The sequence below is a fragment of the Micromonospora sp. WMMD998 genome (assembly GCF_029581235.1).
In the GTDB taxonomy this organism is placed as follows: domain Bacteria; phylum Actinomycetota; class Actinomycetes; order Mycobacteriales; family Micromonosporaceae; genus Micromonospora.
Genome location: NZ_CP120740.1, coordinates 3,670,421 through 3,693,039, shown reverse-complemented (window position 1 = coordinate 3,693,039; position 22,619 = coordinate 3,670,421). Strand labels below are relative to the sequence as shown.

Genomic DNA, 22,619 nt, shown 5'->3' with positions numbered 1-22,619 from the left:
ACTGTGGACAGTCATGCCTGGAACGAGCGGTACGCCAACGCATCCGGACTGGTGTGGAGCGCCGAGCCCAACCGTTTCGTGGTCGAGTCGGTCGCCGGCCTGAGTCCCGGGTCAGCACTGGACATGGCCGCGGGCGAGGGGCGCAACGCGGTCTGGCTCGCCGGCCAGGGGTGGCGGGTCAACGCGGTGGACTTCTCGACCGTGGCCGTCGAACGAGGGCGTGAGCTGGCCGCCGCGCGGGGCGTCGCGGTCGACTGGCGGATCGCCGACGTGACCGCGTACCGGCCGGTGCCGGGCAGCTACGACCTGGTGCTGATCAGCTACCTGCACCTGCCCGCCGCCGACTTCGCCGGCGTGCTCGCCGCGGCGCGCTCGGCGCTGCGTCCCGGCGGCACGCTCGTGGTGGTCGGCCACGACCTGGCGAACCTCGACGGCGGCACCGGCGGCCCGCAGGACCCGAGTGTGCTGCTCACTCCGGAGGCGGTGGTCGACGGGCTGGCCGGGCTGCGCATCCGGCGGGCGGAGACGGCCCGCCGACCGGTGCCGACCACGGACGGCGGCACGGTCGACGCGCTTGACACCGTGGTGGTGGCCAACCGCCCCGCCGACTGAGCCACCCGAGCGGTCGTTCCCGCCGGCCACCCCCGTGCCGGCCGGTAGCATCCCGGGGACGGGAGCGGCGGAGGGGACACCGGGTGGGCGTGCGTTTCGAGGAACTGGCCTGGCGGGAGACGCCGATCGGGGAGATCAGCCTGCGCCGGCGACGCGACCCGGCACTGGACGCCGACGTGTACGAGGTGAAACTCGGCGACGAATACCTCATGTCCAGCGCCTTCCCGGTGGCGGAGATCGAGCTGGCCCGGCTCGGGCTGGCCCCGCTCACCGGGGAGTCGCTGGACGTGGTGGTCGGCGGGCTCGGCCTCGGCTACACCGCGCGTACCGCGCTCGAGGACGCCCGGGTGCGCTCGCTGCTGGTGGTCGAGGCGATCGAGGACGTCATCGACTGGCACCGGCAGGACCTGCTGCCGTTCGCCGCCGGCCTGGCGGCGGACCCGCGTACCCGCTTCGTCCGGGCGGACTTCTTCGCCGCGGTCGCCGACGGCGGCTTCGACCCGGACGAGCCCGGGCGGCGGTTCCACGCGGTGCTTCTCGACGTGGACCACTCGCCACGCCACGTGCTGCACCCCGGCCACGCCCCCTTCTACACCGTCGAGGGGCTGCGTCGGCTGGCCGCGCTGCTGCACCCGGACGGGGTGTTCGCGCTCTGGTCGAACGACCCGCCGGACCCGGCGTTCCAGCGCACGCTGACCGAGGTGTTCCCGACCTCGGTGGCGCACGTCGTCCGGTTTCCCAACCCGTTGCAGGGGCGGGAGGCGGCGAACACCGTCTACGTGGCGCGACGTTGACCGCCGGTGGCGGGCATGGTCGCCGGAGCAGTGGGAAAGCGCCCGCCCGACCGTAGGAGACGGGAGGCACCACATGCGCGCGTTGCTCTGGGTGGTCGGCGTGGTCGCCGGCGTGCTCATCCTGCTCGGGCTGCTGCTGGAGGCGGTCCGCTGGCTCGTGATCATCGGCGTGATCGCGCTGGCCGCGGTCATCATCTTCGGGATCCTGAAGACCCGGCGGGTGGTGCACCACCACTCGACACCCCGCCGCTGAGGGAGGACCTGGCCCGCCGAGGGCCACGTTCTGCTGAGCGCGAAGTGGCCGCGCGCCACCGGGCCCGGACGGCCACACTCGACGCATGACGGCACCCGGACCCGACGCGGCGCGTTCCCGGCTCGCGGGGCTCTACCAGGCGTTCAACGCACGCGACATGCCGACGCTGCTGGCGGCGATGACGCCCGACGTCTGCTGGCCCAACGGCTGGGAGGGAGGCGTGCTCCACGGCCGGGCCGAGGTGAGCGCCTACTGGCGCCGGCAGTGGGCCGAGATCGAGCCGTCGGTCACGCCGACCGCGTTCACGGAGGAAGCCGACGGCCGCGTCGCGGTGTCGGTGCGTCAGGTGGTGCGGGACAAGGCCGGGGCCAAGTTGGCGAACGACACGGTCACGCACGTCTACCGTCTCGTCGACGGCTTGGTGGCCGAGATGGAGATCCGCCCGCGACCGTGAGCCGTCGACCGATGCGAATGTCACACGGCGAGGTGGGCTTCGACCGTGCGCGGCAATCCGAACGGGTCGAACACCGCCGGGTCGGCGAACGTCACGCACCGCCGGATCAGCCCGTCCCGCACGGTGAACACCTGGATCGAGTGTGCCCGGCCGCCACCGGTCGCCGGGTCCGGCGCGTACGCCGCCAGGGCCGGGCTGCCGTTGGCCGCCACCTGTCGCAGCCGCCAGCCGGGGCCGCGCAGGGCGAAGACCCGCTCCATGAACTCGCGGTAGTGCGCCCGACCGGCGAGCCAGAGCGGCACCGGCGGCATCTCCAACACCACGTCGTCGGCCAGCAGCCGGGTCAGGCCGGGCACGTCGGCCGCCTCGAACGCGGCCAGGTAGCGCGCGACCACCGCCTGCTCGTCCGGGTCGGCGGGCTCACGCCACTCGTCGAGCACCGGCCCGGCGGCCCGCAGCGTCGCCCGGGCCCGTTGCAGGCTGCTGTGCACCGAGGCGACGCTGCTGTCCAGGGCCTGCGCCACCTCGGCCGCGGGCAGTTGGAGCACCTCGCGCAGCAGCAGCACGGCCCGTTGCCGCGCCGGCAGCAGGTGCAGCGCCGCGACCAGGGCCAGCCGCAGCCCGGCACGCTGCTCGACGGCGTCCGCCGGGTCACCGAGCCGGGTGTCCGGGAACGGCTGCAACCAGGAGACGTGCCGGCTCGGCACCAGCGGCGCGTGCGGGTCGTCGCCGGGCGGGCCGAGGCCGCTCGGCAACGGCCGCCGGGCCCGCCCCGCCAGGGCGGTGAGGCAGGCGTTCGTGGCGATCCGGTGCAGCCAGGTGCGCAGCGACGCCTGCCGCGGGTCGTACCGGTCGGCCGCCCGCCAGGCCCGCACGAGGGTCTCCTGCACCACGTCCTCGGCCTCGTCGACCGAGCCGAGCATCCGGTAGCAGTGCGCCAGCAGGTCGCCGCGGTACGCCTCGTGCTGCGTCGGGTCCCCCACCACCCGTGCGAGCCTACGCGGAACTCCCTTTCCCGGTGGCGATGAGTTCCGCGCGTCGCGCCGGTATGTGCGGGGTGAGGGCGGCACCGACCGGAGCCGCCACGATCGCAGGGAGCCTTCGATGGGCGACGTCATCGTCATTTCGTTCGTCACGCTTGACGGCGTGGTCTCCGACCCCGACGGGCGCGGGGGGACCGACCACGGCGGCTGGGCGTTCCGGTACGGGCCGGAGGCGGTCGCGGGCGACAAGTTCCGCCTCGGGGAGCGGATGGAGCGCGGCGTCCAGCTCTACGGCCGGCGGACCTGGGAGCACGTCGCCGGGCTCTGGCCGAGCCGGGACGGGGACTATCCCCGGCTGATGAACGCCGTGCCGAAGCGGGTGGCGACCCGGACCGGCATCGACGCGACCGCCTGGTCGAACTCGGCGGCGATCACCGGCGACCCGGTGGCCTGGGCCGCCGAGGAGCGTACGCGGCGGGACGTGGTGGTGATCGGCAGCCTGAGCCTGGTGCGGGCGCTGGCCCGGGCCGACGTGGTCGACGAGTACCGGCTGATCACCTTCCCGACGGTCCTCGGCCGGGGTGACCGGCTCTTCGCCGACGGCCCGCCCGCCGACTTCCGGTTCACCGTGGCCGAACCGGTCGGCGCGGCCACGTTCACGGTGCTGCGCCGCACCCGGTGAGCAGCTCGGTCTCCGCGCCGATCGTGGACCAGGGGGTGCGCTGAGCAGCCGCCCGCCGTCGTCGGCGTGCCGGCGCCTGCCGCGTCCCGCGGCCGGTGTCGGTGCCGACGCCTACGCTGTGGCGATGGTGGACCGTCGGCAGGTGATGGGCTTCCGCGTCCGGGCCCAGCAGCTCGACCGTGCCAAGGGCGCGCTGGACGACACGGCCGTGCTCGACCTCGGGGTGCAGGACACCGGCCCCGACGGCGGCCGGTGGGCGCTGGCCCTGCGCGGCGTCGACGTGGCCGCGCCGGCCGACGACGACCTGGTCGTGCTGTGGACCGTGCGCGGCGCTCCCCACCTCTACCGCCGGGCCGACATCGACCGGGTGGCGGCCTCGGTGGAGCCGTTCTCGGACGCCGACGCGGCCAAGCGGATCTACGACGCGGCCAAGCCGTTGCGGGCGGCCGGCCTCGGGATCCTCGACGCGCTCGACGAGGTGGCCGCCGGCATGCGGGCGATCGTCACCGAGCCGACCGTCAAGGGCGACGTCTCGGGCCGCCTCGCCACCATGCTGCCCGAACCCTACCTGCGGTTCTGCCGGCCGTGCGGTGCCACCCACCTCTACGAGATGCCGTTCCGGCTGGCCGCCGTACGCGCCGGGTTGGAGCTGACGCCCGGCACCTCGCCGCCGGTCCTGCGCCGCATTCCGCGGTTCCGCCGGGCGGCGGCCCCGGGCGAGCGGTTCGACCTGGTCCGCGCCTACCTCCGGCTGCTCGGCCCGGCCACGCCGAAGCACGTGGCCGACTACCTCGACGCCCCGGTCAGGGACGTGAAGGCCCGCTGGCCGCAGGACGTGGTCGAGGTGACCGTCGACGGCGAGACACGCTGGCTCCTGGCCGCCGACGAGGCGGCGCTGGCGTCGGCCGGGGGCACCGGGACCCGCCTGCTCGGCCCGTTCGACCTGTTCCTCCAGGCGAAGGACCGGGCGACGCTGGCGCCGGACGCGGCCCGGGCCAAGGAGTTGTGGCCGGTGCTGGGCCGGCCGGGCGCGGTGCTGGTCGACGGCGACCTGATCGCCGCCTGGCGTCCCCGCAAGTCCGGCACCCGCCTGACGGTCACCGTCCAGCCGTGGCAGAAGCTCCCCGACAGCCGCCGCCGGGCCGTCGTCGAGCAGGCCGAACGCCTCGCCGCGCACCGCTCGGCCACCCTCGCGGGTGTCGAGTTCGCCGACTCCCGCTGATCATGGCTCAGGCGAAGCACTCGATCGTCGCGGGCACCAGGCCGTGGTGTCGGACGACGCCGGTGAGCCGGTGGAGCAGCGGGCGCAGCGCCTCCCGGTCGAGCGGCTCGGCGGTCACGTCCAGGCACCACGCCACCCCGCCGCCGACGCGACGCAGGTCCCAGCGCAACGCCGTCCCGTCGAGGTGCAGCCGACCGGTGCCGACCACACCCGGGTCGGTGCCCCCGTCGAGGCGCAGGGCCGCTCGCAGGTCGGTCAGCCGCTCGGCGTCGAGGTCACCGGCGAACAGCACCCGGTGCACGGCCGGGCCGAAGCCGAGCCGCAGCGGCGCGCTCGCCGCCAACGGCACGTCGTCCCGGAAGTGGTCCCGCAGCGCGTCGTCGTCCGGCAGCATCCCGCCGCCCAGCCGGCGGTAGGTCTCCTCCGCGTCGGCGCGGGTGACCGCGCGCACCCGGGCGCGCACGTCCGGGTCCGCGCGGACCGCCCGCGCGAACGCCGCCGCACTCCACCAGCCGCCGTCCGCCGGCGTCCAACCGGCGGTACGCAGGCGCGTGGCGGACAGGTCGTCGGCCAACTCGAACTCCTCCACCAGCAGTCCGACCGGCGCGGCCGGGCCCAGCAGGTAGTAGTCGAGCGTGGACGGGGCGACGACCGACGTCGCCGAAGCCTGAATCACCCCGGCACGGTATCGCGCTCACCGGCGGACCAGGACGGGTGCCACACCGGCCGGGGCGGTGCCGGCAGGCCCGCGAGATGGTCGATGAGCGGCCCGAGCGCCGGGTGCGGGTTCGCCGCCGGCAGCATGAGCGAGATCGGGTACGCGAGCGTCGGGTTGACGATCGGGATGCGGCGCAGGTCGTGGCCGGCCGGCCAGAGGTGGCGGTCGCGCGCGCCGACGAAGGTGGCCAGGTCGGCGGCGTCCGCCAGCGCGTCGAGGAGCACCTCGACGCCGAAGTTCGGGCCGGTCGCGTCGATGCGCAGGTCGAAGGCGGTGGCCACCTCGTCGTAGAACTCGGACCATTCGCTGCGGGCCACGATGCCCGGCACCCAGATCCGGAGTTTGCGCAGGTCGGGCGGGCTGAGGGTGCGGGCGGCGGCGAGCGGGTGCCGGGGGCCGACGAGGAGTTCCAGCGGGTTGTCGAAGGCGTGGACCATCCGTACGCCGGGCGGCAGCGTCGCCGGGTCGGTGACGGTGCGGAAGGCGGCGTCGAGGTCGCCGGCCCGGACGGCGGCGGCGACCAGGTGCGGATCGTCGACCCGGACCGTCACCACGTCGAGGTCGACGCCGGGTCGCGACCGCCAGTAGTCGTGCAGGATGACGGCCTGCGCGCTGCGCAGGCCGAGCACGTCGATCCGCAGCGCCCGCGAGCCGGGCCGGACCGCGGCGACGGCCCGGCCGGCGGTCGCGACGACGTCCCGGGCGTGCGGGAGGAACGCCTGGCCGTCGAGGGTCAGCTCGACCCCCCGGGCGGTACGGGTGAACAGGCGGACCGCCAGTTCCCGCTCCAGGGCGGCGACCCGTTTCGAGACGGCCTGCGGGGTGACGCCCAGTTCGTCGGCGGCGTGTCGTAGCTGCCCCAGCTCGGCCGCCCGGACGAACGATCGCACTGCCTCGGTGTCCACCGGCCCACCCTAGGGCCGCACAACCGATGGTTGTGGCTCGCCGGTCGGCGGTTGTTTGCTCCGCCGCCGCCTCGACCGGTCTGATGCCGGGGTGCGGGAGAATCTGGGGGCCGACTTCGGCCGGCTGTGGTCGGCGTACGCGGTCAGCACGTACGGCACGTGGCTCGCCTTCGGGGCGTTTCCGCTGCTCGCGGTGCAGGTGCTGCACTCGTCGGCGTTCGCGGTGTCGCTGCTGGAGGCGGCCGGGCTGGCCGTCGCGGCGCTCGTCGCGGTCCCGCTCGGCCCGTGGGTCGAGCACCGACGCAAGCGCCCCGTGATGATCGCCATGGACGTGGTCCGGTTCGCCGCCATGGTGAGCGTGCCCGTCGCGTACGGCCTGGGTCTTCTCTCCTACGGGCAGTTGCTTGTCGTCGCGGTGGTGACCGGGACGGCGGGCATCGCTTTCACGGCGGCGTCCGGCGCGTACCTGAAGCATCTGGTCCGCGGCGACCACCTGGTGGTGGCGAACGGACGGTTCGAGGGCACGAGCTGGGTGGCGGTCGCGGCCGGTCCGCCGCTCGGCGGCGCGCTGGTCGGGCTGCTCGGCCCGGTCGTCACCGTCACCGCCGACGCGGTGAGCTACCTGCTGTCCGCGCTGGCGGTCCGCCGCATCCGCGGCGACGACGTCGCGGCGCCGCGGGCCGACGGGTCGCGCGCCGCCGCGCTGCTCGCCGGTTGGCGGTTCATCCGGTACGACCGGGTGCTGCGACGCCTGTTCCTCAACTCGATCGTCGTCAACGGGCTGATCACGGCCACCGGTCCGCTGCTGGCCGTCCTGCTGCTCGGCGAGTACGGCTTCCCGGCCTGGCAGTACGGTCTCGCCTTCGGCGTGCCGGCGCTCGGCGGCCTCGTGGGCGCCCGCCTCTGCCCCCGCCTGGTGGCGCGGTACGGGCCGCACCGGGTGCTGGCCGGGTCCGGCTGGCTGCGCTCGATCTTCCCGCTCGGTCTCGCGTTGGTCGGGCCGGGCGTCACCGGACTGCTCACCGTGATCGTCGTGGAGACCCTGCTGATCACGTGCATGGGGGTGTTCAACCCGATCCACGCCGCCGAACGGCTGCGCCGCACTCCCCCGGACCGGGTCGCCCGGGTGCTGAGCGCGTGGAGTGTCGGCAGCCGGCTCACGCAGGCCGCGTTGACGCTGGTGTGGGGTGTGCTCGCCACCGTCACCGGCCCGCTGGCCGCGATCGTCGTCTCCGGCGTGTGCCTGCTCGCCACCCCGCTCCTGCTGCCCGGCGCGGCGCTCCTGCGGTCGCACCCGCCGGCGGTCGGTGCCCGGGTGGCCGCACCGGCCGGACGGATCGGCGCGTGATGTCGGCGCTGGACGGCAGAGCGCCCGTTCCGTCAGTGGCGGGCCGGGGCGAACCGCTTCGGGCTGACGCCCAGGATCCGCGTGAAGTGGCGGTTCAGGTGCGGCTGGTCATGGAAGCCACTGCTCGCGGCGACCGAGTGGAGCGGCTCGCCGGCGAGGATGAGCCGGCGGGCCAGGTCGACGCGCCGGGAGATCAGATACTTGTGGGGCGGCATGCCGAACTCGCGGCCGAAGGAGCGCACCAGGTAGGCCGGGTGGAAGTGCAGGGTGGCCGCGGCCTCCCGCAGCGACACCCCGGCGACCACGTTCGCCTCCAGCAGCTCACGCAGCCGGTGCGCGGGCGTGCGGTCGAGCCGGGCCGGCAGCCCCGGATGGCCGAGGTGGACCCGCAGCCGCTCGGTGACGGCGACCAGCCGGCTCTCCGCCTCCAACTCCTCCCCGGGCCGGCGGATCGCGTGGTGCAACCGGGAGACGGCACGGCGCAGCGACGGATCGGCGAAGGCGGAGTTGTCGACCGAGGCGCCGACGAGCGCGTCCGGCAGTTGGTCGGGGGCGAGGTAGAGGACCCGCTTGCGAAAACCGTGCGCGCTCGCGGACGTGCCGTTGTGCGGCACGTGCGGCGGGAGCAGGGTGACCAGGTCGCCGGACGCACCGCGCTCGTGCCGGTCCAGGTCGTAGCGGACCCCGCCCTCGTCGACGATCAGCAGCGCCCAGGCGTCGTGCGCGTGCATCGGATAGGCGTGGCCGGTGAAGTGGGCGTGCAGCACCTCCACCACGCCGTCCAGGCGTGGCCGCCACGCCGAGATCGTCGCGCCCGCCGGGCCGGCCCTCACGTCAACAACGTACAAGACCGGCACGGGATCGGCGGCGCATGATCGGCTCATGCCGACCACGACCGAGCCCGTACGCTTCGAGACGAAGATCGCCGTCCTGCTCCGTGACGACCTGCTCACCTGGCAACGCCTGAACGTCACGGCGTTCCTGGTCAGCGGCATGGGCACGGCGTTTCCCGAGGTGGTCGGCGAGCCGTACGCCGACGCCGACGACGTGCCGTACCTGTCGATGTTCCGCCAGCCGGTGCTGGTCTTCGAGGGCGGCAAGGAGCTGATCCGGGCGGCGCACGGCCGGGCGCTCGGCCGCGGCCTGCCGGTCGCGGTGTTCACCTCGGACCTGTTCGCCACCGGCAACGACCGGGACAACCGGGCCGCCGTGCGGGCCGTCCCCACCGCACAGCTCGACCTCGTCGGGATCGGTCTCCACGGGCCCCGCAACGCGGTCGACAAGGTGCTGAAGGGGGCCATCATGCACCGCTGACCGGCCTCGCCCCGGTGGGTCTCAGCGGCGCTTCACCTGGGCTCCGGCGCGGATGGCGCGCGGGCCCTCCGCCACCTCGTCGACCCAGAGGCGTCAGCCGGCGGTCCGGGTCGCCGCGACGGCGGCGTGCGGCCGGCGGACGCCGTCGCCGGGCCGGTGCACCCGCTCCACCTCGCTGAAGCCGGCCCGTGCCAGCCGCTCGACGAACTCGTCGACCGGCCAGCGGTAGGCGGTGACGACCTTGTGGTCGAACGCGGCGACCTCGTCGCCGACGAAGATGCCCAGCACCACCGTGCCGCCGGGCGCCACGACCCGACGGAACTCGGCGAGCACCGCGTCGAGGTCGTCGGGCGGCAGGTGGATCACCGACCCCCAGGCCAGGATGCCGGCGGCGGCGTGGTCGGCGACGGCGAGGCGCGCCATCGAGCCGAGCACGTAGCGACCGCCGGGGTGGGTGGCCCGCGCGTGGGCGATGAACTCGCCGACGATGTCGACGCCGACCGCGTCGACGCCCTGCGCGCGGAGGAAGTCGGTGAGGTGGCCGGGTCCGCAGCCCAGGTCGAGCACCGTGCCGGGCCGGCCGCCGAGGTGGCGTCGGATGAAGGCGCGATCCTCGGCGTGGACCTGCTCGCTCGTGCCGAACAACGCGATGTACTGGTCCGCGACGGAGGCGTACGCCCGGCGCACCTGGTCGGTCGTCATGCCCCGACCATAGGGCCACGGCGTTACTGGTCGACCGGGGGTGAGGGGACGGCAAGCGGCGCTCTGTCGGGCTAGTCTTGCGCGATGACCGTGCCCCCGAGCGCCACCACGACCACGCGCTGCCCGTGGCTGGCGGCGCGCCGACTGCCACTGGCTCCCTGAACAGATGGGTAGGAAAGGCACGCTGATCCTGCTGACCCTCGCCGTCGTCGTCGGTCTCGTCAGTCTCGTGATGGCCCTGCTCGCCCCGTCCCGCTTCGGCTTCTGGTTGACCACCCTCGGCATGGCCTGTGTGGCCGGCGCGCAGGTCGTCCGGCTGCGGGAGCTGAGGAGGCACGGCCGGTGAGAAGCGGTCTCAGGGCCACAGGTTTCCGCCGCTGATCTCACCCGGCGCGGACGGTGGCGACCAGGCGTCGCAACGCGGCGTCGGCGGGCGGCCCCCACGTGGCCTTGCCGCCGGGTCGGTCATGGACGCCGTTGTCGCCGATGAGGAGGCCGCCGAGGGCACGCGCCGCCGCCCAGCCACGGGCACGCCGCACGGTGGCGGCGTCCGGTGCCGGCCGACAGGCCGCGTGGAAGTCGTCAACGGCGCCGTCGGGCAGCAGCAGCCACCCGGCGGCCAGGTCGTACGCCGGGTCGCCCACACAGAGATCGCCGAAGTCGATCACCCCACAGAACGTGCCGTCGGCGACGAGCACGTTGGCCGGATGCAGGTCGGCGTGCAACCACAGGGCCGGGCCCGTCCACGGCGGTGCGGTGACCGCGTCGTCCCAGACGGCACGGACGGCGTCGGGGGCGTCGACCAGCCCTCGCTCGGTGGCCTCGGCCAACGCCTCGGTGAACCCCTGCGTCTGGTCGGCCAGCGGGCCGCCCCTGCTGCCGCTGGTGGGCGCGTCGCCGGGGGCGGGCCGGTGCAGGGCGGACAGGAATCTGGCGAGCGACGTGGCCGCGTCGACCGCTCGCGTGACGGGGGCACGGTCCGCGGGCGTACCGGGGATCCAGGTCGTGACGAGCCAGGGGTGCGGGAATCTCTCGGTGGGCTCGCCGAGCCGTTGCGGCACGGGAACCGGCAGCGGCAGCCGCGGGGCGAGGCCGGGCACCCAGCGGTGCTCCTTGCGCAACAGCAGGCCCGCGAAGCGGGTGGCCCAGGGAATGCGGACGGCGAGGTCGTCGCCGAGCCGCCACAACTGGTTGTCCCACCCGCGCGCGCCCAGCCGGATCGGGCGGTCGGCGAGGTCGGGGTGCTGGTCGCGGAGCAGCCCTCGGACCAGTTCGGCGGTGATCTCGACAGTCATACCGAGCGGTTAGCCTACCGTCATGCCGAGCCCCGAGCTGGACGAGTTGATCGTCGCGGACGCCGACGCGCTGCGCGCCTGGTTGTCGGCCCACCACGCCACCTCGCCCGGCGTGTGGCTCGCCCTGACCAAAAAGGGTGGCACCGTGACGACGCTGACCTGGCAGCAGGCGGTCGACGAGGCGTTGTGCTTCGGCTGGATCGACGGGCAGGCCCGCCGGCGGGATCAGGAAAGCTCCTGGATCCGGTTCACCCCGCGCCGGCCCCGCAGCTCATGGTCGCAGCGCAACGTCGCGCACGTGGCGCGGCTGGAGGCGGCGGGGCGGATGCAGCCGGCGGGCCGCGCCGTGGTGGAGGCGGCGAAGGCGGACGGGCGTTGGGCCGCCGCGTACGCCCCGTCGTCGGAGGCCGAGGTGCCGGCCGACCTGCTCGCCGCGATCGCCGCCGATCCCGCCGCCCAGGCCATGTTCGACGTGCTCACCAGGACCAACCGGTTCGCTCTCGCCCACCGGCTCAACGCCGTGAAGCGGGCGGAGACCCGGGAGCGGAAGATCCGCGAGTTCGTCGCCATGCTGGCCCGCCACGAGACCCTCCACCCGCAGAAGGCCAGGCCCTCCGCCACGCCCTGACCGACGGTCAGTTCCGCATAGACATCTGACGATTGTTGCGTCCGGCGTGTCCGACGCCTAGGCTCCAAAACGGAATTCTGCGACCACGGGCAAGAGACTGTGGCGGGCGGCGGAAGTTCCCGGTGGCACGGTGAGTGCGGCCGGTCGGGTGAGCTTGCCGCCCGCAGGGCACGCGTGACCTTGCCTCTGCTTGTCGCTGCCCCTTGCCAAGGAACCCGCCATGGTCGGAATCGCCAGGTAGCCCCCAGGATGACTGTCCAGCGACCATCTCCTTCGGCGGTAAGCGAAAGGAATGGTAGTGAAGTCAATCGTCTCCACCGCTCGACGGTTGCTGCTGGCGGTCACGCTGGTGGTTGCCTCCACGCTGCCGGGGGTGCTCGTGAATCAACTGCCGGCATCGGCCGCCGTACAGCAGACCTTTTACGTCGCCCCGGACGGGAACGACGCCAATCCGGGCACGCTCCAGTCGCCGTTCAAGACGCTGCAACGTGCGCGGGACGCCGTGCGTACGGTGAATGCGAGCATGACCGGCGACATCCAGGTGTATCTGCGCGGCGGTAGTTATCCGGTGAGCAGCACGATCGAGTTCGGCGCGGCCGACTCCGGCACCAACGGTCACCGGGTCGTCTACTCCGCCTACCCGAACGAGACGCCGGTGCTCGAAGGCGGTGTGCAGGTGACCGGGTGGACCCAGCACAGCGGCAACATCTGGAAGGCGCCGCTCGACCGCGGCAACAAGTTGCGGGCGCTCTACGTCAACGACAAGCGGGCGTACATGGCGTCGAAGACGATCGGATCGGCCGGCTGCTACGGGACGTACACGGTGACGGCCGGGCAGGCGGCGTGGGCCTGGGAGTCGGGGTCGCAGTGCGACGGCGCCAAGTACGGCCTGAACGACTTCCCCGCGATCTCCCGCAACGCCGACGACATCGAGATCGAGACGGCGACGACCTGGACCACCGCCATCGTGGGGGTCCGCCAGGTCACCACGAGTTCCGACGGCGCGAACCGGGTGGCCCTGTTCCAGCAGCCGGGCGCCGCCATCGCCCAGGGCGCGTTCAACGGCAACGCCCAGACGGGCGGCTCCCACAAGGTGATGAACGCCTACGAGTTCCTGGACGCGCCGGGTGAGTTCTACTTCGACAAGGGCAGCCGGACGGTCTACTACTACAAGAGCAGTGCCGAGAACATGACGACCGCGTCGGTCTTCGCGCCGAACAACGTGACCACGCTGCTGCGGGTCGCCGGCACCTCGACGAGCAGCCACGCGCGCAACATCACGTTCTCCGGGCTCACCGTGCAGCACTCCGACTGGAACCTGTTCACCGTCGCCGGCTCGTCGTACAAGCAGGCGCAGCAGGGCAACCTCGGGGCTCTGGCGTACGCGAAGAAGAACTTCCACGACTACTACTACCGCAACGTCGACGTCACGCCGGGGATGATCCAGGTGGAGAACGCCGACGGTGTCCGCCTGGAGCGCAACCGGATCCAGCACACCGGCGTCGACGGCGTCAACATGGTCAACGACGTGCAGAACAGCCAGTTGGTCGGGAACGTCACCAACGACATCGCCGGCTCGGCGATCACCGTCGGCCATCCCCAGCACGTCTACATCGGCGACGGGACGTCGACCAACCGGGAGAAGTGGTCCCCGCAGGTCGAGGGGCTGCCGAAGAACATCGAGATCCGCAACAACTACCTCTACGACAGCGCGGTGCTGTTCAACGGGCACAGCCCCATCTCGGCGTACTTCGTCGACACGCTGACGGTGCAGCACAACCGGATCGAGAAGTCGCCGTGGTCGGGCATCACGCTCGGCTGGGGCTGGTGGAACTTCGACGGGTCATCGGGCTCGATCGCACCGAACCGGCCCACCACCACGGCGCGGAACAACACCATCAGCGACAACCACATCATCGACACGGTGCAGCGACTCAGCGACACCGCACCCATCTACACCCTGGGCAGCCAGCCGGGGACCACGATCACCAACAACTATCTCCAGGGCGTGCCGTCCGGGCACAAGTACGGCCTGCATCCGGACGAGGGCTCGGCGTACATCACGTTCCGCGACAACGTCCTGAGCGTCGACAAGAACATCACCTGGCTCATCAACTCCGACGACTTCGGGCGCAAGCACGACCTGAGCATCACGCAGACCTACGGCCCGATCAACAAGGTCTCGAACAAGAACCTGCCCAACAGCACGGTCAGCGACATCCTCGTCTCCTCCGACTACGTCTGGCCGGTCCCGGCGTACGCCATCGCCGTCAACTCCGGGCTGGAGGACGCATACCGGGACATCGTCCCGGCGGCCAACCTCTCCCTGCCGAACCATGTCCTGCCGGCGAGCACCTTCGTCACCAGCGGGACGTCCTCCATCCCGATCCGGAGCGCCGGCGACGCGACCAGGACGGTCTGGTTGGCGTCCGCCGGCACGACCACCTTCACCGCCGGTCCGACGATGACCCGGGCCGAGGGCACCGCCACATCCATCGCCGTGCCGACGACACAGGGCGAATACCGGCTGTACGTGGTCGACGCGCAGGGCGGCCGGTCCGCCGAGTCGAGTTCGATCGTCCGGCAGCAGGGCACCGGCGGTGGCCAGCAGGGTGGCCGGCTCGTGGGTGGCCAGTCCGGCCGCTGCGTCGACGTGCCCAACTCCTCCACCACGAACGGCACCCAGGTGCAGTTGTGGGACTGCGGCGGTGGCGCGAACCAGCAGTGGACCTACGGCGCCAACAAGCAACTGACCGGGTACGGCAGCAAGTGCCTGGACGCGAACGGCGCGGGCACGACGAACGGCACCACGGTCATCATCTGGAGCTGCCACGGCGGCACCAACCAGCAGTGGAACCTCAACGCCAACGGCACGCTCACCAACGTCGCGTCCGGGCTCTGCCTGGACGCCAACGGCGCCGCGACCGCCAACGGCACGAAGATCATCCTCTGGTCGTGCAACGGCGGCGCGAACCAGCAGTGGAGCCTCCGCAACTGACCGGACACAGCCGGGGCCGGGTCACTCGACCCGGCCCCGGCGCGGCCCGGACTAAACTGCGGTCGTGCCGGCGACGATCGAGGTCGTGTCCATCATCGGCGCCGCGCCGGACGTGGTGTTCGACCTGGAACGCGACGTGGACGTCCACGCCGCGTCCCTGAGCGGCAGCGACGAGACGGCCACCACCAGCACCGGCCGGCGACGCCTCGAACTCGGCGACGAGGTCACCTTCCGCGCCCGCCACTTCGGCCTGCGCTGGCGGATGACCAGCCGCATCACCGCCTACGAGCGCCCGTCGCGCTTCGTCGACGAGCAGGTACGAGGCCCGTTCCGATCGCTGCGCCACGAACATCTCTTCCACGCCCTCGACGGCGGGCGAACGCGGATGACCGACCGGATGACCGTCAGCGCTCCCCTGGGACCGCTGGGGGCGGCGGCCCTGCTGTTCGTGGTGCCCTACCTCCGGCGGTTGCTGCGGCAGCGGGCCGCCCACATCCGGATCGCCGCGGTCACCCCGCCACACTCATCAAAGTGACTTGCACGGGCACCAGGTTGAGGCATTGACTGCGTGCCATGCCTTCCCCCGCACCGGTCTTCGTCGCCGGCACCGGCCGTTCGGGGACGTCACGGATCGCCGACATCATCGGCGAGCACCCGCTGATCCACCGGATTCCGATGGAGACCCGGTTCATCGTCGACCCGGGTGGCCTACGGGACCTGGCCGACGCGCTCACCCACCGGTACGACCCCATCGTCGGTGAGGACGCCCTGCACCGGCTCAGCGACCTCCTCACCGTACGAGTGCCCGGCCGGCGCGACGATCGCGGCAGTACCGTCCCCGAACTGGTCGGTGAGCGGCGCTACCGGGACGCCGTGCACCGGCTCTGGCCACGGTTGGTCGCGTGCGCGTACGACGAACCCGCGCCCGCGGAAGGCTTCGGCGACGCCGACCGGCCGGCCGGACCGTTCGCGCCGCCCGGCCGGCGGCGGATACTCCCCCGGCATTTCCGCGACCGGGGCGAACTGCTCGGCATCCTGCGCGACCTGGTCGACACCGTGTTCGGCGGGGCAGCCGCCGACGCGGGCAAGCCGACCTGGTGCGAGAAGACACCGTTCAACCTGCTGTGCATGGAGTTCCTCTGGGAGCTGGTGCCTGAGGCGACGATCGTGCACATCAAACGGCACCCGCTCGCCGTGCTCGCGTCCCACCTGGCCCAGCCGTGGGCGCCACCCACCGTCGACGGCGCGCTCGCCTACCTCACGGCGGTCTACCACCGGTGGCTCACCTGGAGAAACACGGTCGACCTCACCGGCCGGCGGTACGTCGAGGTGAAGGCGGAGGATCTCGCCGCGGACTGGCCCGGGCAGCGCCGCGCCCTGTTCGCACGGCTCGACGTCGACGACGTCGCCACCCCCTCGACGTTCCAGTCGCACAAGCTGGCGCACCGCGACAACCAGTTCGACCCCGAGACCCGCGAACACCTCACGGCAACGCTCGGCGCGATCATCACCGCGATGGGGTACGAGTGACGGGCGTCAGGAGACCGACGGCGGCCAGCGGTGGGTGCGCCACTCGTGCCACGTCGCGAAGCCGGCCGGCGGATCACCTATCGGTTCGCTGCCGTCGAGTTCACCCGGGGTGGGAATCTCGATGGTGGCGGCCCACGCGGCGAGTTCCTCGTCGGACATGGGCCACGTCGTGTGCGGCGCCTCGGCCTGGCGCTTGTCGAGTCGTCTGCGCTGCTCGGCCGGGTCGAGCGCGAAGTAGCGCATCTCCACCGTCGCGCCGAGGTCCGCCGCGGCCTGCCGCAGGGCGGAGCGCTCGTCCCGACTCCAGAGGCCGAAGTCGATCACCACGTTGGTGCCGAGTTCGAGGGCGCGCAGCCCGATCTGGATGAGCCGCCCTTCGATCACATCCTGAGCCGACGGCGGGTTCTCGTGCCCGTAGAGGGCCTTCACCCATTCGTCCTTCGTGAGACGAAGCGCCTCCCGCTCGATCTCGATGCGCCGAGCGGCGGTGGTCTTTCCGGTGCAGGGGAGCCCGACGGTCAGGAAAAGCGTTGGTCGCCTCATCATCACCCGTTTCCCGCCGCGCCCCGGTCGACAGCGTCAGGATAGGGTTCACGGGGCCGGAAGGCGGGGCAAGGAGTGGGCATGAGCGACTGGAATGACAAGATCATTGCTGAGTTCCGCGCCAATGGCGGCCAGGTGGGCGGGCAATTCGCCGGCGCTCCGCTGCTGCTGTTGCACACCGTCGGCGCGAAGAGCGGCCAGCCTCGCGTGCATCCGATGATGTACCAGAAGCTCGACGACGGCTATGCCGTGTTCGCGTCCAAGGCCGGCGCGCCCACCAATCCCGACTGGTATCACAACGTGCGCGCCCATCCGCGGGTCCGGGCCGAGATCGGCACCGACACGGTCGAGCTGGTCGCCCGGGTCGCCGACGGGGACGAGCGGGAACGGATCTGGAGCGCGCAGAAGGCCGCGTACCCGGGCTTCGCCGACTACGAGCGGAAGACCACCCGCGAGATCCCGGTCGTCGTGCTGGAACCCGCGGCTTGACCTGAAGCCCGGACGAGGTCGGATCATCGGCGCATGTCGGTGACGGACGAGGCGCGGCAGGCACTGGATCGGCAGCGGACGGTGGACATCACCACCATCGGGCGGCGGAGCGGCCAGCCGAAGCGCATGGAGATCTGGCGCTACCGGGCCGCCGGCCGCTACTGGCTGACCGGCAGCCCGGGCGCGCGTGACTGGTACGCCAACCTGCTCGCGCATCCCGCGTTCACGCTGCACCTGACCGGCCTGGACCTTCCGGTACGCGGGCGCGCGGTGACCGACCCGGCCGAACGGGCCCGCGTGTTCGGGGAGATCGTCCCGACGCTGGACTGGGCCGGCAGCCTGGAGAGCTGGATCGCCGGAAGCCCGCTCGTGGAGATCGAGCTGACCTGATCGCGGTCAGCGGGTCCGGATCTCCCAGGCCGGCCGCCCGGGCTCGTCGTTGTGCACGATGACGTCGGCGTGCGCGGTCGGGCGGGCCGTGGCGGCGTAGAGCTGCTGGGCGGGGATGTACCGCTCCCGCCAGCGCCGCTCGACCTCGGCCCGGGCGGACACCCGGCGCTCCCGGATCACGGCACGATCCACTGTGGTGTCGAGTGCGGTCGACACGAGGACGCGCAGGTCCCACCGGTCGATCAGTTCCGGGCGCAGAAGGAAGACACCGTCGAAGAGCAGCACGGCGTCGACCGGCGCGGTCCGGACCGGCGGGGACAGCACGGCGTCCCCGGCGTGGTCGTAGACCGCGTGCCGGAAGCGTCGGTCCCCACCCGGGCCGAGCGGATCGAGCAGGACCCGGTTCAGCGCGCCGTGGTCGTGGGCGTCGTGGTAGCAGCCCTCGGCCGAATATTCGCCGCGCGGATAGCGCCGCGCCCGAGGAAAGAGGAAGTCGTCGACCGTCGCGCGGATGACGTCGCGGCCCTGCTCGCGCAGGACGACGGCCAGCTCGTCGGCGAGCGTGGTCTTACCCGCGGCGGGCGGTCCGTCGACGGCGACCCGCGTCGGATGTCCTACGGCGACGGACCCGATCACCTCGGCCAGGCAGCGCAGCAGATCGTCACGGGTGCCCCGGTCCATGCTCTGTCCCCTCGCGAAGACGCCGAGCCGACCCTATGCCCTCCCGTCCGCGAAACGCTCACCGCAGCCACCCCAGGAACCGCCGGTGCAACGCTCCCGCCGGCGCCCAACTCAGGTCCGCCGTCGCCCGCGCGAACTGCGCCCCCATGTACAACGCCAGCGAGACGGGCGCGCCCTCGAACTCCTCCCGCAGCTCCTGCCGCCGCGTCGCGCACGGCCACGGCCCGTCGCACCCACCGCACGTCCAGACCGGCGGCACCGGCCCGTGCGCGCTCACCCCCGCACCCCGAGAACGCGGGCCACGCCCGTCCGCGCCACCTGCCGACAGGGGTACGCAATAAGCCGCCCGTGCCACACCCGGCGGCGGCCCGCACGCATCCCATCGGGACGATCGTTCATCTGTGCTCTTCCGGCAGCCAGTGCAGCCGGCCGATCGGAGGCCGGTGGCGGACCCGGCAGGGCAGGTCAGAGCCGCACCGGCACACCCACCGCCACTTCCGCCATGACCAGGTCGGTCGGTGCCGGCGAACGAGCGTCACCGCCACGGCGAGCAGATAGCCCTCGTACGGCAAGAGGTGTCGGCGCGACGCGGCGGCCGTGGCGCGAGCGGCTGGCTGAGTCGGCGTCGATGGGAGGGTCTGCAACTGATCTGATTCGGCCAACGCGAGAATCCGCCGTTTGGCCGCCTCCCGCTCGACCGCTTGGATGTCCTCGCCCCTGAGGGTTCTCCTCCGCCCGTATCGGCCACGCATCTTCCACCTCCGTCCGCCGGAGTACGGCGTCACCCCACCCACAGAGGTGTCGACGCCATACCCGCCACAGCGAGGCAATCGCCCCGCCCGAAACGGACACTAGGAGCTAACGGTAATGCCCCCATCACCTGTGGTTATGGGGCCAGCGCGATGCCGAGCCGCCCCGCCAGCAGGCGAAGCTCGTGGGGCACGGCCCGGCGCTTGGCACGTTGCGCCATCGCGACGACGGCGTCCTGAGCCAGCGGGTTGAGCGAGAAGGGCACCGGCGCGGCCTGCTCCGCGTGTACGAACGCCACCAGCGCCTCGCCGTCCCGGCGGCCGGAATCGGCCAGCGCGCGCCCGAGGTCGAGCCAGTACGACATCTGCCGGATCGACGCCGCGAGGACCTGAGGCCGTACCGCTCGGGCCAACTCGATCACCCGGCCGGGCTCGCCCGACTCACCGGCGATGGACATCTCCCACAGCGCCACGTTTGTCGGTCCGAACCCGCAGCCGTTGAACCCCATGCCGTCCCGGGGGTCCCCGAGCGTCGCGGCCTCCCGGCCCGCCTCGGTCAGGTGATCGCGAGCGCTATCCGGGCGTCCGCTCACCGTCGACGCCAGCGCCGCCGAGAGGTGCAACTGGCCCAGCATCTGGCGGACCCGCTCGTCCGAGGCCGCGGACTGGAGTTCCGCCAGCGAGCGATCAGCCGCCCGCGCCGCCAGGGACGCCGACTCGATGGGCAGGCTCTGCGCGTACGCGAATCGGGCCGCCCCCAACCACGCCGGGTCCTCGACGTCCTCGGCCGCCGACACCGCCACCCTCGCGGCGTTGAGGGCGAGGTGCCGGTATCCGAGGTGCCGCAGACAGGCCGACGCCTGATAGGCCACCCGCACGAGCACCGCCCCGCCCGACGCGGCGGCATCGAGCAGAAGCCCCGGCAGCATCTGGGCCATCGCCGGAAAGTTCGAGCGGTGACGGAGTTGCTCACTTCGCGCGACACCGGCGTCCAACTCCTGCGGCGTGCGCGTGGGCACCCGCCGCTCGCCATCCTCGATCTCGATCAGCGCGGACCAGATCGCCGGCACGCACTCCGCCGCGTGCTCGCGGGCCGGGTCACCGGTCTCGGTGCCCTGACCGAGCAGATCCGCGACCGTCACCTGCAACGCGGCGGCGACCGCGACCAGGGTGGATCGCCTGTCGATCGTCTTGCGGCCGGACTCGACCTGCGAGATGTAGGACTGACTGACCCCGGCCAGCCCGGCGAGGACGGCCTGACTCATCCCGCCACGACGCATCCGCCAGTATCGGATCCGGGCTCCGATCGTGTCGGTCTTCCTGACCATGCTCCGTCGCCTCCCCGGACAGGGACTGGGACCCGGCATGGACAGCCGCGCCGGCATGCCGCCTTTCGGACGGTACACCGCACGGCCGAGGGCTTCGCCGCATGCGCGTCGAGGAGCATCAGCTTCTGAGGTACCGAAAGGAATGCGCTCAACTGGTGCCTGACGGCCCGACCGTCCGGCGGCCCGGCAGTCGGACCTCGCTATCTCGTGGCGATCCGGTCGAGGAGGAAGTGCGCGGCGGCGTCGACGACTCGTCAAAATGGCTGCCGTTGCCGGGATGGTGAAAGCCGTGTCCGGCGTGCGCGTACTCGACGAGCGTGCACGCGTTGCCGGAGCGCGTCATCGCGTCCCGGAACCGCCGCACCGCGTCGATCGGCTCGACCTCGTCGCGGGTGCCGTGGTGGATCTGCATCGGCGGATGCCCCGGTCGCACGAATTCGATGAGCGAATACTCGACCAGCCGGCCCGCCGCGATGCCGATCTGCTGTTCCAGGCGGCGCTGCATGGCCGGCGCGAGGGAGCCAAGGTCCAGTCCCGCAGGATTGAGGGCCACCACTCCCGCGACGCCGGGCGTCGGCGCGGTCATCGCCGCGACGAGCGCGAGATGAGCCCCGGCCGAGCTGCCGCCCGAGGCCAGGTGGGGCGCGTCGAGCCCGCGCGACGCGGCCAGCCGGCCGAACCGTTCGACCGCGCGCCGCACGTCGGCGAGGCAGTCGTCGATGCTGACCGCGCCACGGCCGAGCAGCCGATACCCGGCGGAGACGGCGAAGATCCCGTGCGCGGCCAGCCGTCGGCAGTGCGGGGCGAGCCCGGCCGCCGAGCCCTCGCGCAGGGCGCCGCCGTGGAACAGGACGACGCCCGCGCGAGGTTGCGTGCCGTCGCCCGGCTCGAAGACCAGCAACGGCAGCTCACCACCGTCGGCGGCGCGGAAGCGCATCGTCGACTCGACCGGACTCATCGATCCGACCCTATGCCACAGGCGTTCCGTCGCCCGCCGGCGTCAGTTGCCGGTGCCGAGGTTGGCCATCATCGCGGCCGGGTAGCGGTCGCCGTGTGCCGAGCCGGCCGGCACCGCTTTCTCGATCTCGGCCAGGTCGTCCGCGGAGAGTGTCAGGTCCGCGGCGGGCCGGGCCTCGTTCAAGCGATCGCGGGTACGGGCGCCGACGAGCGGAACGATGTGGTCGCTCTGGGCCGCCACCCACGCGATCGCCAGTTGGGCCACGGTGCAGCCCTTCTGCTCGGCCACCCGCCGCAGCGCGTCCACCAGGGTCAGGTTGTGCTCGACGTTGTCGCCGGAGAACCGTGGCATCCGGCTTCGGTTGTCGCCCGGCCGAGGTGCGACGTTCTTCCAGTGCCCGGAGATCAGTCCTCGGCTCAGGACGCCGTACGCGGTCATCCCGACGCCCAGCTCGCGCAACGTCGGCAGCACGTCGGTCTCCACGCCGCGTGAGATCAGCGAGTACTCGATCTGCAGGTCGGCGACCGGGTGCACGGCGTACGCCCGGCGGATCGTCTCCGCGCGGACCTCGGACAGGCCCACGTGCCGCACGTATCCGGCCTCGATCATCTCTTTGATCGCGCCCACCGTGTCCTCGATCGGCACGTCCGGGTCCAGTCGTGCCGGCCGATAGATGTCGATGTGGTCGACGCCCAGCCGGGTCATCGAGTGGATCAGGAAGTTCTTCACCGCCGCGGGCCGGCTGTCCTGTCCGAGGAAGCCACCCCCCGGCGCCAGGAGCGCCCCGAACTTGACGCTCAGCACGTAGCTTTCCCGCGGCCGACCGCGCAGCGCCTCGGCCAGCAGCATCTCGTTGTGCCCGGCACCGTAGTGGTCACCGGTGTCGATAAGCGTGAGCCCCGCATCGAGCGCCGCACGCACGGTCGCGATGCTCTCGGCGCGGTCGGAGACGCCGTACACACCGCTGGTCATCCCCATCGCGCCCAGGCCCAACGCGCCGACGGCCGGACCTGTCGTTCCCAACGTTCGTTTCCGCATGTCCC

The 22,619-nt window shown here is 72.5% G+C and carries 27 protein-coding genes; 15 read left to right on the top strand and 12 right to left on the bottom strand.

Annotation, left to right across the window (positions count from 1 at the left end; genetic code table 11):
* Nucleotides 1-3: 3 nt before the first annotated feature.
* From O7619_RS16825 to O7619_RS16810, 4 genes are all read left to right on the top strand, one after another.
* Nucleotides 4-612 carry a class I SAM-dependent methyltransferase gene (locus tag O7619_RS16825; RefSeq protein ID WP_282281872.1) on the top strand — a complete coding sequence of 203 codons (609 nt, stop codon included), beginning with the start codon at nt 4-6 and terminating at the stop codon, nt 610-612.
* 83 nt (nt 613-695) lie between these two features.
* Nucleotides 696-1,406, top strand: coding sequence for a spermidine synthase (locus O7619_RS16820; protein ID WP_282281871.1), 711 nt, complete (start codon nt 696-698; stop codon nt 1,404-1,406).
* A 73-nt stretch (nt 1,407-1,479) separates the two neighbouring features.
* Nucleotides 1,480-1,659: a hypothetical protein gene (locus tag O7619_RS16815; RefSeq protein WP_281583385.1), complete on the top strand. Its 180-nt coding sequence runs from the start codon at nt 1,480-1,482 to the stop codon at nt 1,657-1,659.
* An 85-nt stretch (nt 1,660-1,744) separates the two neighbouring features.
* Nucleotides 1,745-2,113: a nuclear transport factor 2 family protein gene (locus tag O7619_RS16810; protein WP_282281868.1), complete on the top strand. Its 369-nt coding sequence runs from the start codon at nt 1,745-1,747 to the stop codon at nt 2,111-2,113.
* A 20-nt stretch (nt 2,114-2,133) separates the two neighbouring features.
* Here the strand turns inward: O7619_RS16810 and O7619_RS16805 are convergent, their stop codons facing one another.
* Entirely contained in the window at nt 2,134-3,099 is a 966-nt protein-coding gene (locus O7619_RS16805) for an RNA polymerase subunit sigma-70 (RefSeq protein WP_282281867.1), read from the bottom strand.
* A 118-nt stretch (nt 3,100-3,217) separates the two neighbouring features.
* On the opposite strand from O7619_RS16805, the gene O7619_RS16800 reads away from it, so the two are divergent.
* Both O7619_RS16800 and O7619_RS16795 read left to right on the top strand, forming a co-directional pair.
* Nucleotides 3,218-3,778 carry a dihydrofolate reductase family protein gene (locus tag O7619_RS16800; protein ID WP_282281864.1) on the top strand — a complete coding sequence of 187 codons (561 nt, stop codon included), beginning with the start codon at nt 3,218-3,220 and terminating at the stop codon, nt 3,776-3,778.
* Between the two features lie 124 nt (nt 3,779-3,902).
* A complete protein-coding gene (locus O7619_RS16795) occupies nt 3,903-5,000 on the top strand; it encodes a winged helix DNA-binding domain-containing protein (RefSeq protein WP_282281862.1) in 1,098 nt (365 codons plus the stop codon).
* Nucleotides 5,001-5,007: 7 nt separating this feature from the next.
* Here O7619_RS16795 and O7619_RS16790 read toward each other — a convergent pair whose 3' ends face one another.
* Together O7619_RS16790 and O7619_RS16785 are read right to left on the bottom strand one after the other, a co-directional pair.
* Complete coding sequence (locus O7619_RS16790) at nt 5,008-5,676, bottom strand: hypothetical protein (RefSeq protein WP_282281861.1); 669 nt, start codon at nt 5,674-5,676, stop codon at nt 5,008-5,010.
* The gene (locus O7619_RS16785) at nt 5,673-6,623 is read right to left on the bottom strand and encodes a LysR family transcriptional regulator (protein WP_282281860.1); all 951 of its coding nucleotides are present in this window, start codon (nt 6,621-6,623) and stop codon (nt 5,673-5,675) included. Before O7619_RS16785 ends, O7619_RS16790 begins: the two co-directional genes overlap by 4 nt.
* 91 nt (nt 6,624-6,714) lie before the next feature.
* Here O7619_RS16785 and O7619_RS16780 point away from each other — a divergent pair, with 91 nt between their 5' ends.
* On the top strand, nt 6,715-7,971 hold the full coding sequence (locus O7619_RS16780) for an MFS transporter (RefSeq protein WP_282281858.1): 1,257 nt from the start codon (nt 6,715-6,717) through the stop codon (nt 7,969-7,971).
* Nucleotides 7,972-8,003: 32 nt separating this feature from the next.
* Here the strand turns inward: O7619_RS16780 and O7619_RS16775 are convergent, their stop codons facing one another.
* Entirely contained in the window at nt 8,004-8,804 is an 801-nt protein-coding gene (locus tag O7619_RS16775) for an AraC family transcriptional regulator (RefSeq protein ID WP_282281857.1), read from the bottom strand.
* Nucleotides 8,805-8,853: 49 nt separating this feature from the next.
* On the opposite strand from O7619_RS16775, the gene O7619_RS16770 reads away from it, so the two are divergent.
* Nucleotides 8,854-9,285, top strand: coding sequence for a DUF2000 domain-containing protein (locus O7619_RS16770; RefSeq protein WP_282281856.1), 432 nt, complete (start codon nt 8,854-8,856; stop codon nt 9,283-9,285).
* A gap of 93 nt (nt 9,286-9,378) precedes the next feature.
* Here the strand turns inward: O7619_RS16770 and O7619_RS16765 are convergent, their stop codons facing one another.
* Nucleotides 9,379-9,987 carry a class I SAM-dependent methyltransferase gene (locus O7619_RS16765; RefSeq protein ID WP_282281855.1) on the bottom strand — a complete coding sequence of 203 codons (609 nt, stop codon included), beginning with the start codon at nt 9,985-9,987 and terminating at the stop codon, nt 9,379-9,381.
* 166 nt (nt 9,988-10,153) lie between these two features.
* Here O7619_RS16765 and O7619_RS16760 point away from each other — a divergent pair, with 166 nt between their 5' ends.
* Nucleotides 10,154-10,333, top strand: a complete 180-nt coding sequence (locus O7619_RS16760) for a hypothetical protein (protein WP_282281854.1) — start codon at nt 10,154-10,156, stop codon at nt 10,331-10,333.
* A gap of 37 nt (nt 10,334-10,370) precedes the next feature.
* Here O7619_RS16760 and O7619_RS16755 read toward each other — a convergent pair whose 3' ends face one another.
* Nucleotides 10,371-11,282 (bottom strand): aminoglycoside phosphotransferase family protein, encoded by a 912-nt coding sequence (locus O7619_RS16755; RefSeq protein WP_282281853.1) that lies wholly within the window; start codon nt 11,280-11,282, stop codon nt 10,371-10,373.
* Between the two features lie 22 nt (nt 11,283-11,304).
* Here O7619_RS16755 and O7619_RS16750 point away from each other — a divergent pair, with 22 nt between their 5' ends.
* The 4 genes from O7619_RS16750 (at nt 11,305) to O7619_RS16735 (ending at nt 16,438) form a co-directional block, all read left to right on the top strand.
* On the top strand, nt 11,305-11,910 hold the full coding sequence (locus O7619_RS16750) for a YdeI/OmpD-associated family protein (protein ID WP_282281852.1): 606 nt from the start codon (nt 11,305-11,307) through the stop codon (nt 11,908-11,910).
* 298 nt (nt 11,911-12,208) lie between these two features.
* A complete protein-coding gene (locus tag O7619_RS16745) occupies nt 12,209-14,908 on the top strand; it encodes a ricin-type beta-trefoil lectin domain protein (protein WP_282281851.1) in 2,700 nt (899 codons plus the stop codon).
* Nucleotides 14,909-14,972: 64 nt separating this feature from the next.
* Entirely contained in the window at nt 14,973-15,443 is a 471-nt protein-coding gene (locus O7619_RS16740) for an SRPBCC family protein (protein ID WP_282281850.1), read from the top strand.
* A 38-nt stretch (nt 15,444-15,481) separates the two neighbouring features.
* On the top strand, nt 15,482-16,438 hold the full coding sequence (locus tag O7619_RS16735; RefSeq protein ID WP_282281849.1) for a sulfotransferase: 957 nt from the start codon (nt 15,482-15,484) through the stop codon (nt 16,436-16,438).
* Nucleotides 16,439-16,444: 6 nt separating this feature from the next.
* Here the strand turns inward: O7619_RS16735 and O7619_RS16730 are convergent, their stop codons facing one another.
* Complete coding sequence (locus O7619_RS16730; RefSeq protein WP_282281847.1) at nt 16,445-16,984, bottom strand: ATP-binding protein; 540 nt, start codon at nt 16,982-16,984, stop codon at nt 16,445-16,447.
* Nucleotides 16,985-17,062: 78 nt separating this feature from the next.
* Here O7619_RS16730 and O7619_RS16725 point away from each other — a divergent pair, with 78 nt between their 5' ends.
* Nucleotides 17,063-17,470, top strand: a complete 408-nt coding sequence (locus tag O7619_RS16725; RefSeq protein WP_282281845.1) for a nitroreductase family deazaflavin-dependent oxidoreductase — start codon at nt 17,063-17,065, stop codon at nt 17,468-17,470.
* A 33-nt stretch (nt 17,471-17,503) separates the two neighbouring features.
* Nucleotides 17,504-17,860: a nitroreductase/quinone reductase family protein gene (locus O7619_RS16720; RefSeq protein WP_282281844.1), complete on the top strand. Its 357-nt coding sequence runs from the start codon at nt 17,504-17,506 to the stop codon at nt 17,858-17,860.
* A 6-nt stretch (nt 17,861-17,866) separates the two neighbouring features.
* On the opposite strand, the gene O7619_RS16715 is transcribed toward O7619_RS16720, so the two are convergent.
* The 5 genes from O7619_RS16715 to O7619_RS16695 form a co-directional block, all read right to left on the bottom strand.
* On the bottom strand, nt 17,867-18,541 hold the full coding sequence (locus tag O7619_RS16715) for a uridylate kinase (RefSeq protein WP_282281843.1): 675 nt from the start codon (nt 18,539-18,541) through the stop codon (nt 17,867-17,869).
* A gap of 58 nt (nt 18,542-18,599) precedes the next feature.
* On the bottom strand, nt 18,600-18,818 hold the full coding sequence (locus tag O7619_RS16710) for a hypothetical protein (RefSeq protein ID WP_282281842.1): 219 nt from the start codon (nt 18,816-18,818) through the stop codon (nt 18,600-18,602).
* A 609-nt stretch (nt 18,819-19,427) separates the two neighbouring features.
* Entirely contained in the window at nt 19,428-20,618 is a 1,191-nt protein-coding gene (locus tag O7619_RS16705; protein ID WP_282281841.1) for a helix-turn-helix transcriptional regulator, read from the bottom strand.
* Nucleotides 20,619-20,766: 148 nt separating this feature from the next.
* Entirely contained in the window at nt 20,767-21,576 is an 810-nt protein-coding gene (locus tag O7619_RS16700; protein WP_282281840.1) for an alpha/beta hydrolase, read from the bottom strand.
* 42 nt (nt 21,577-21,618) lie between these two features.
* Complete coding sequence (locus tag O7619_RS16695) at nt 21,619-22,614, bottom strand: aldo/keto reductase (protein ID WP_282281839.1); 996 nt, start codon at nt 22,612-22,614, stop codon at nt 21,619-21,621.
* Nucleotides 22,615-22,619 lie beyond the last annotated feature (5 nt).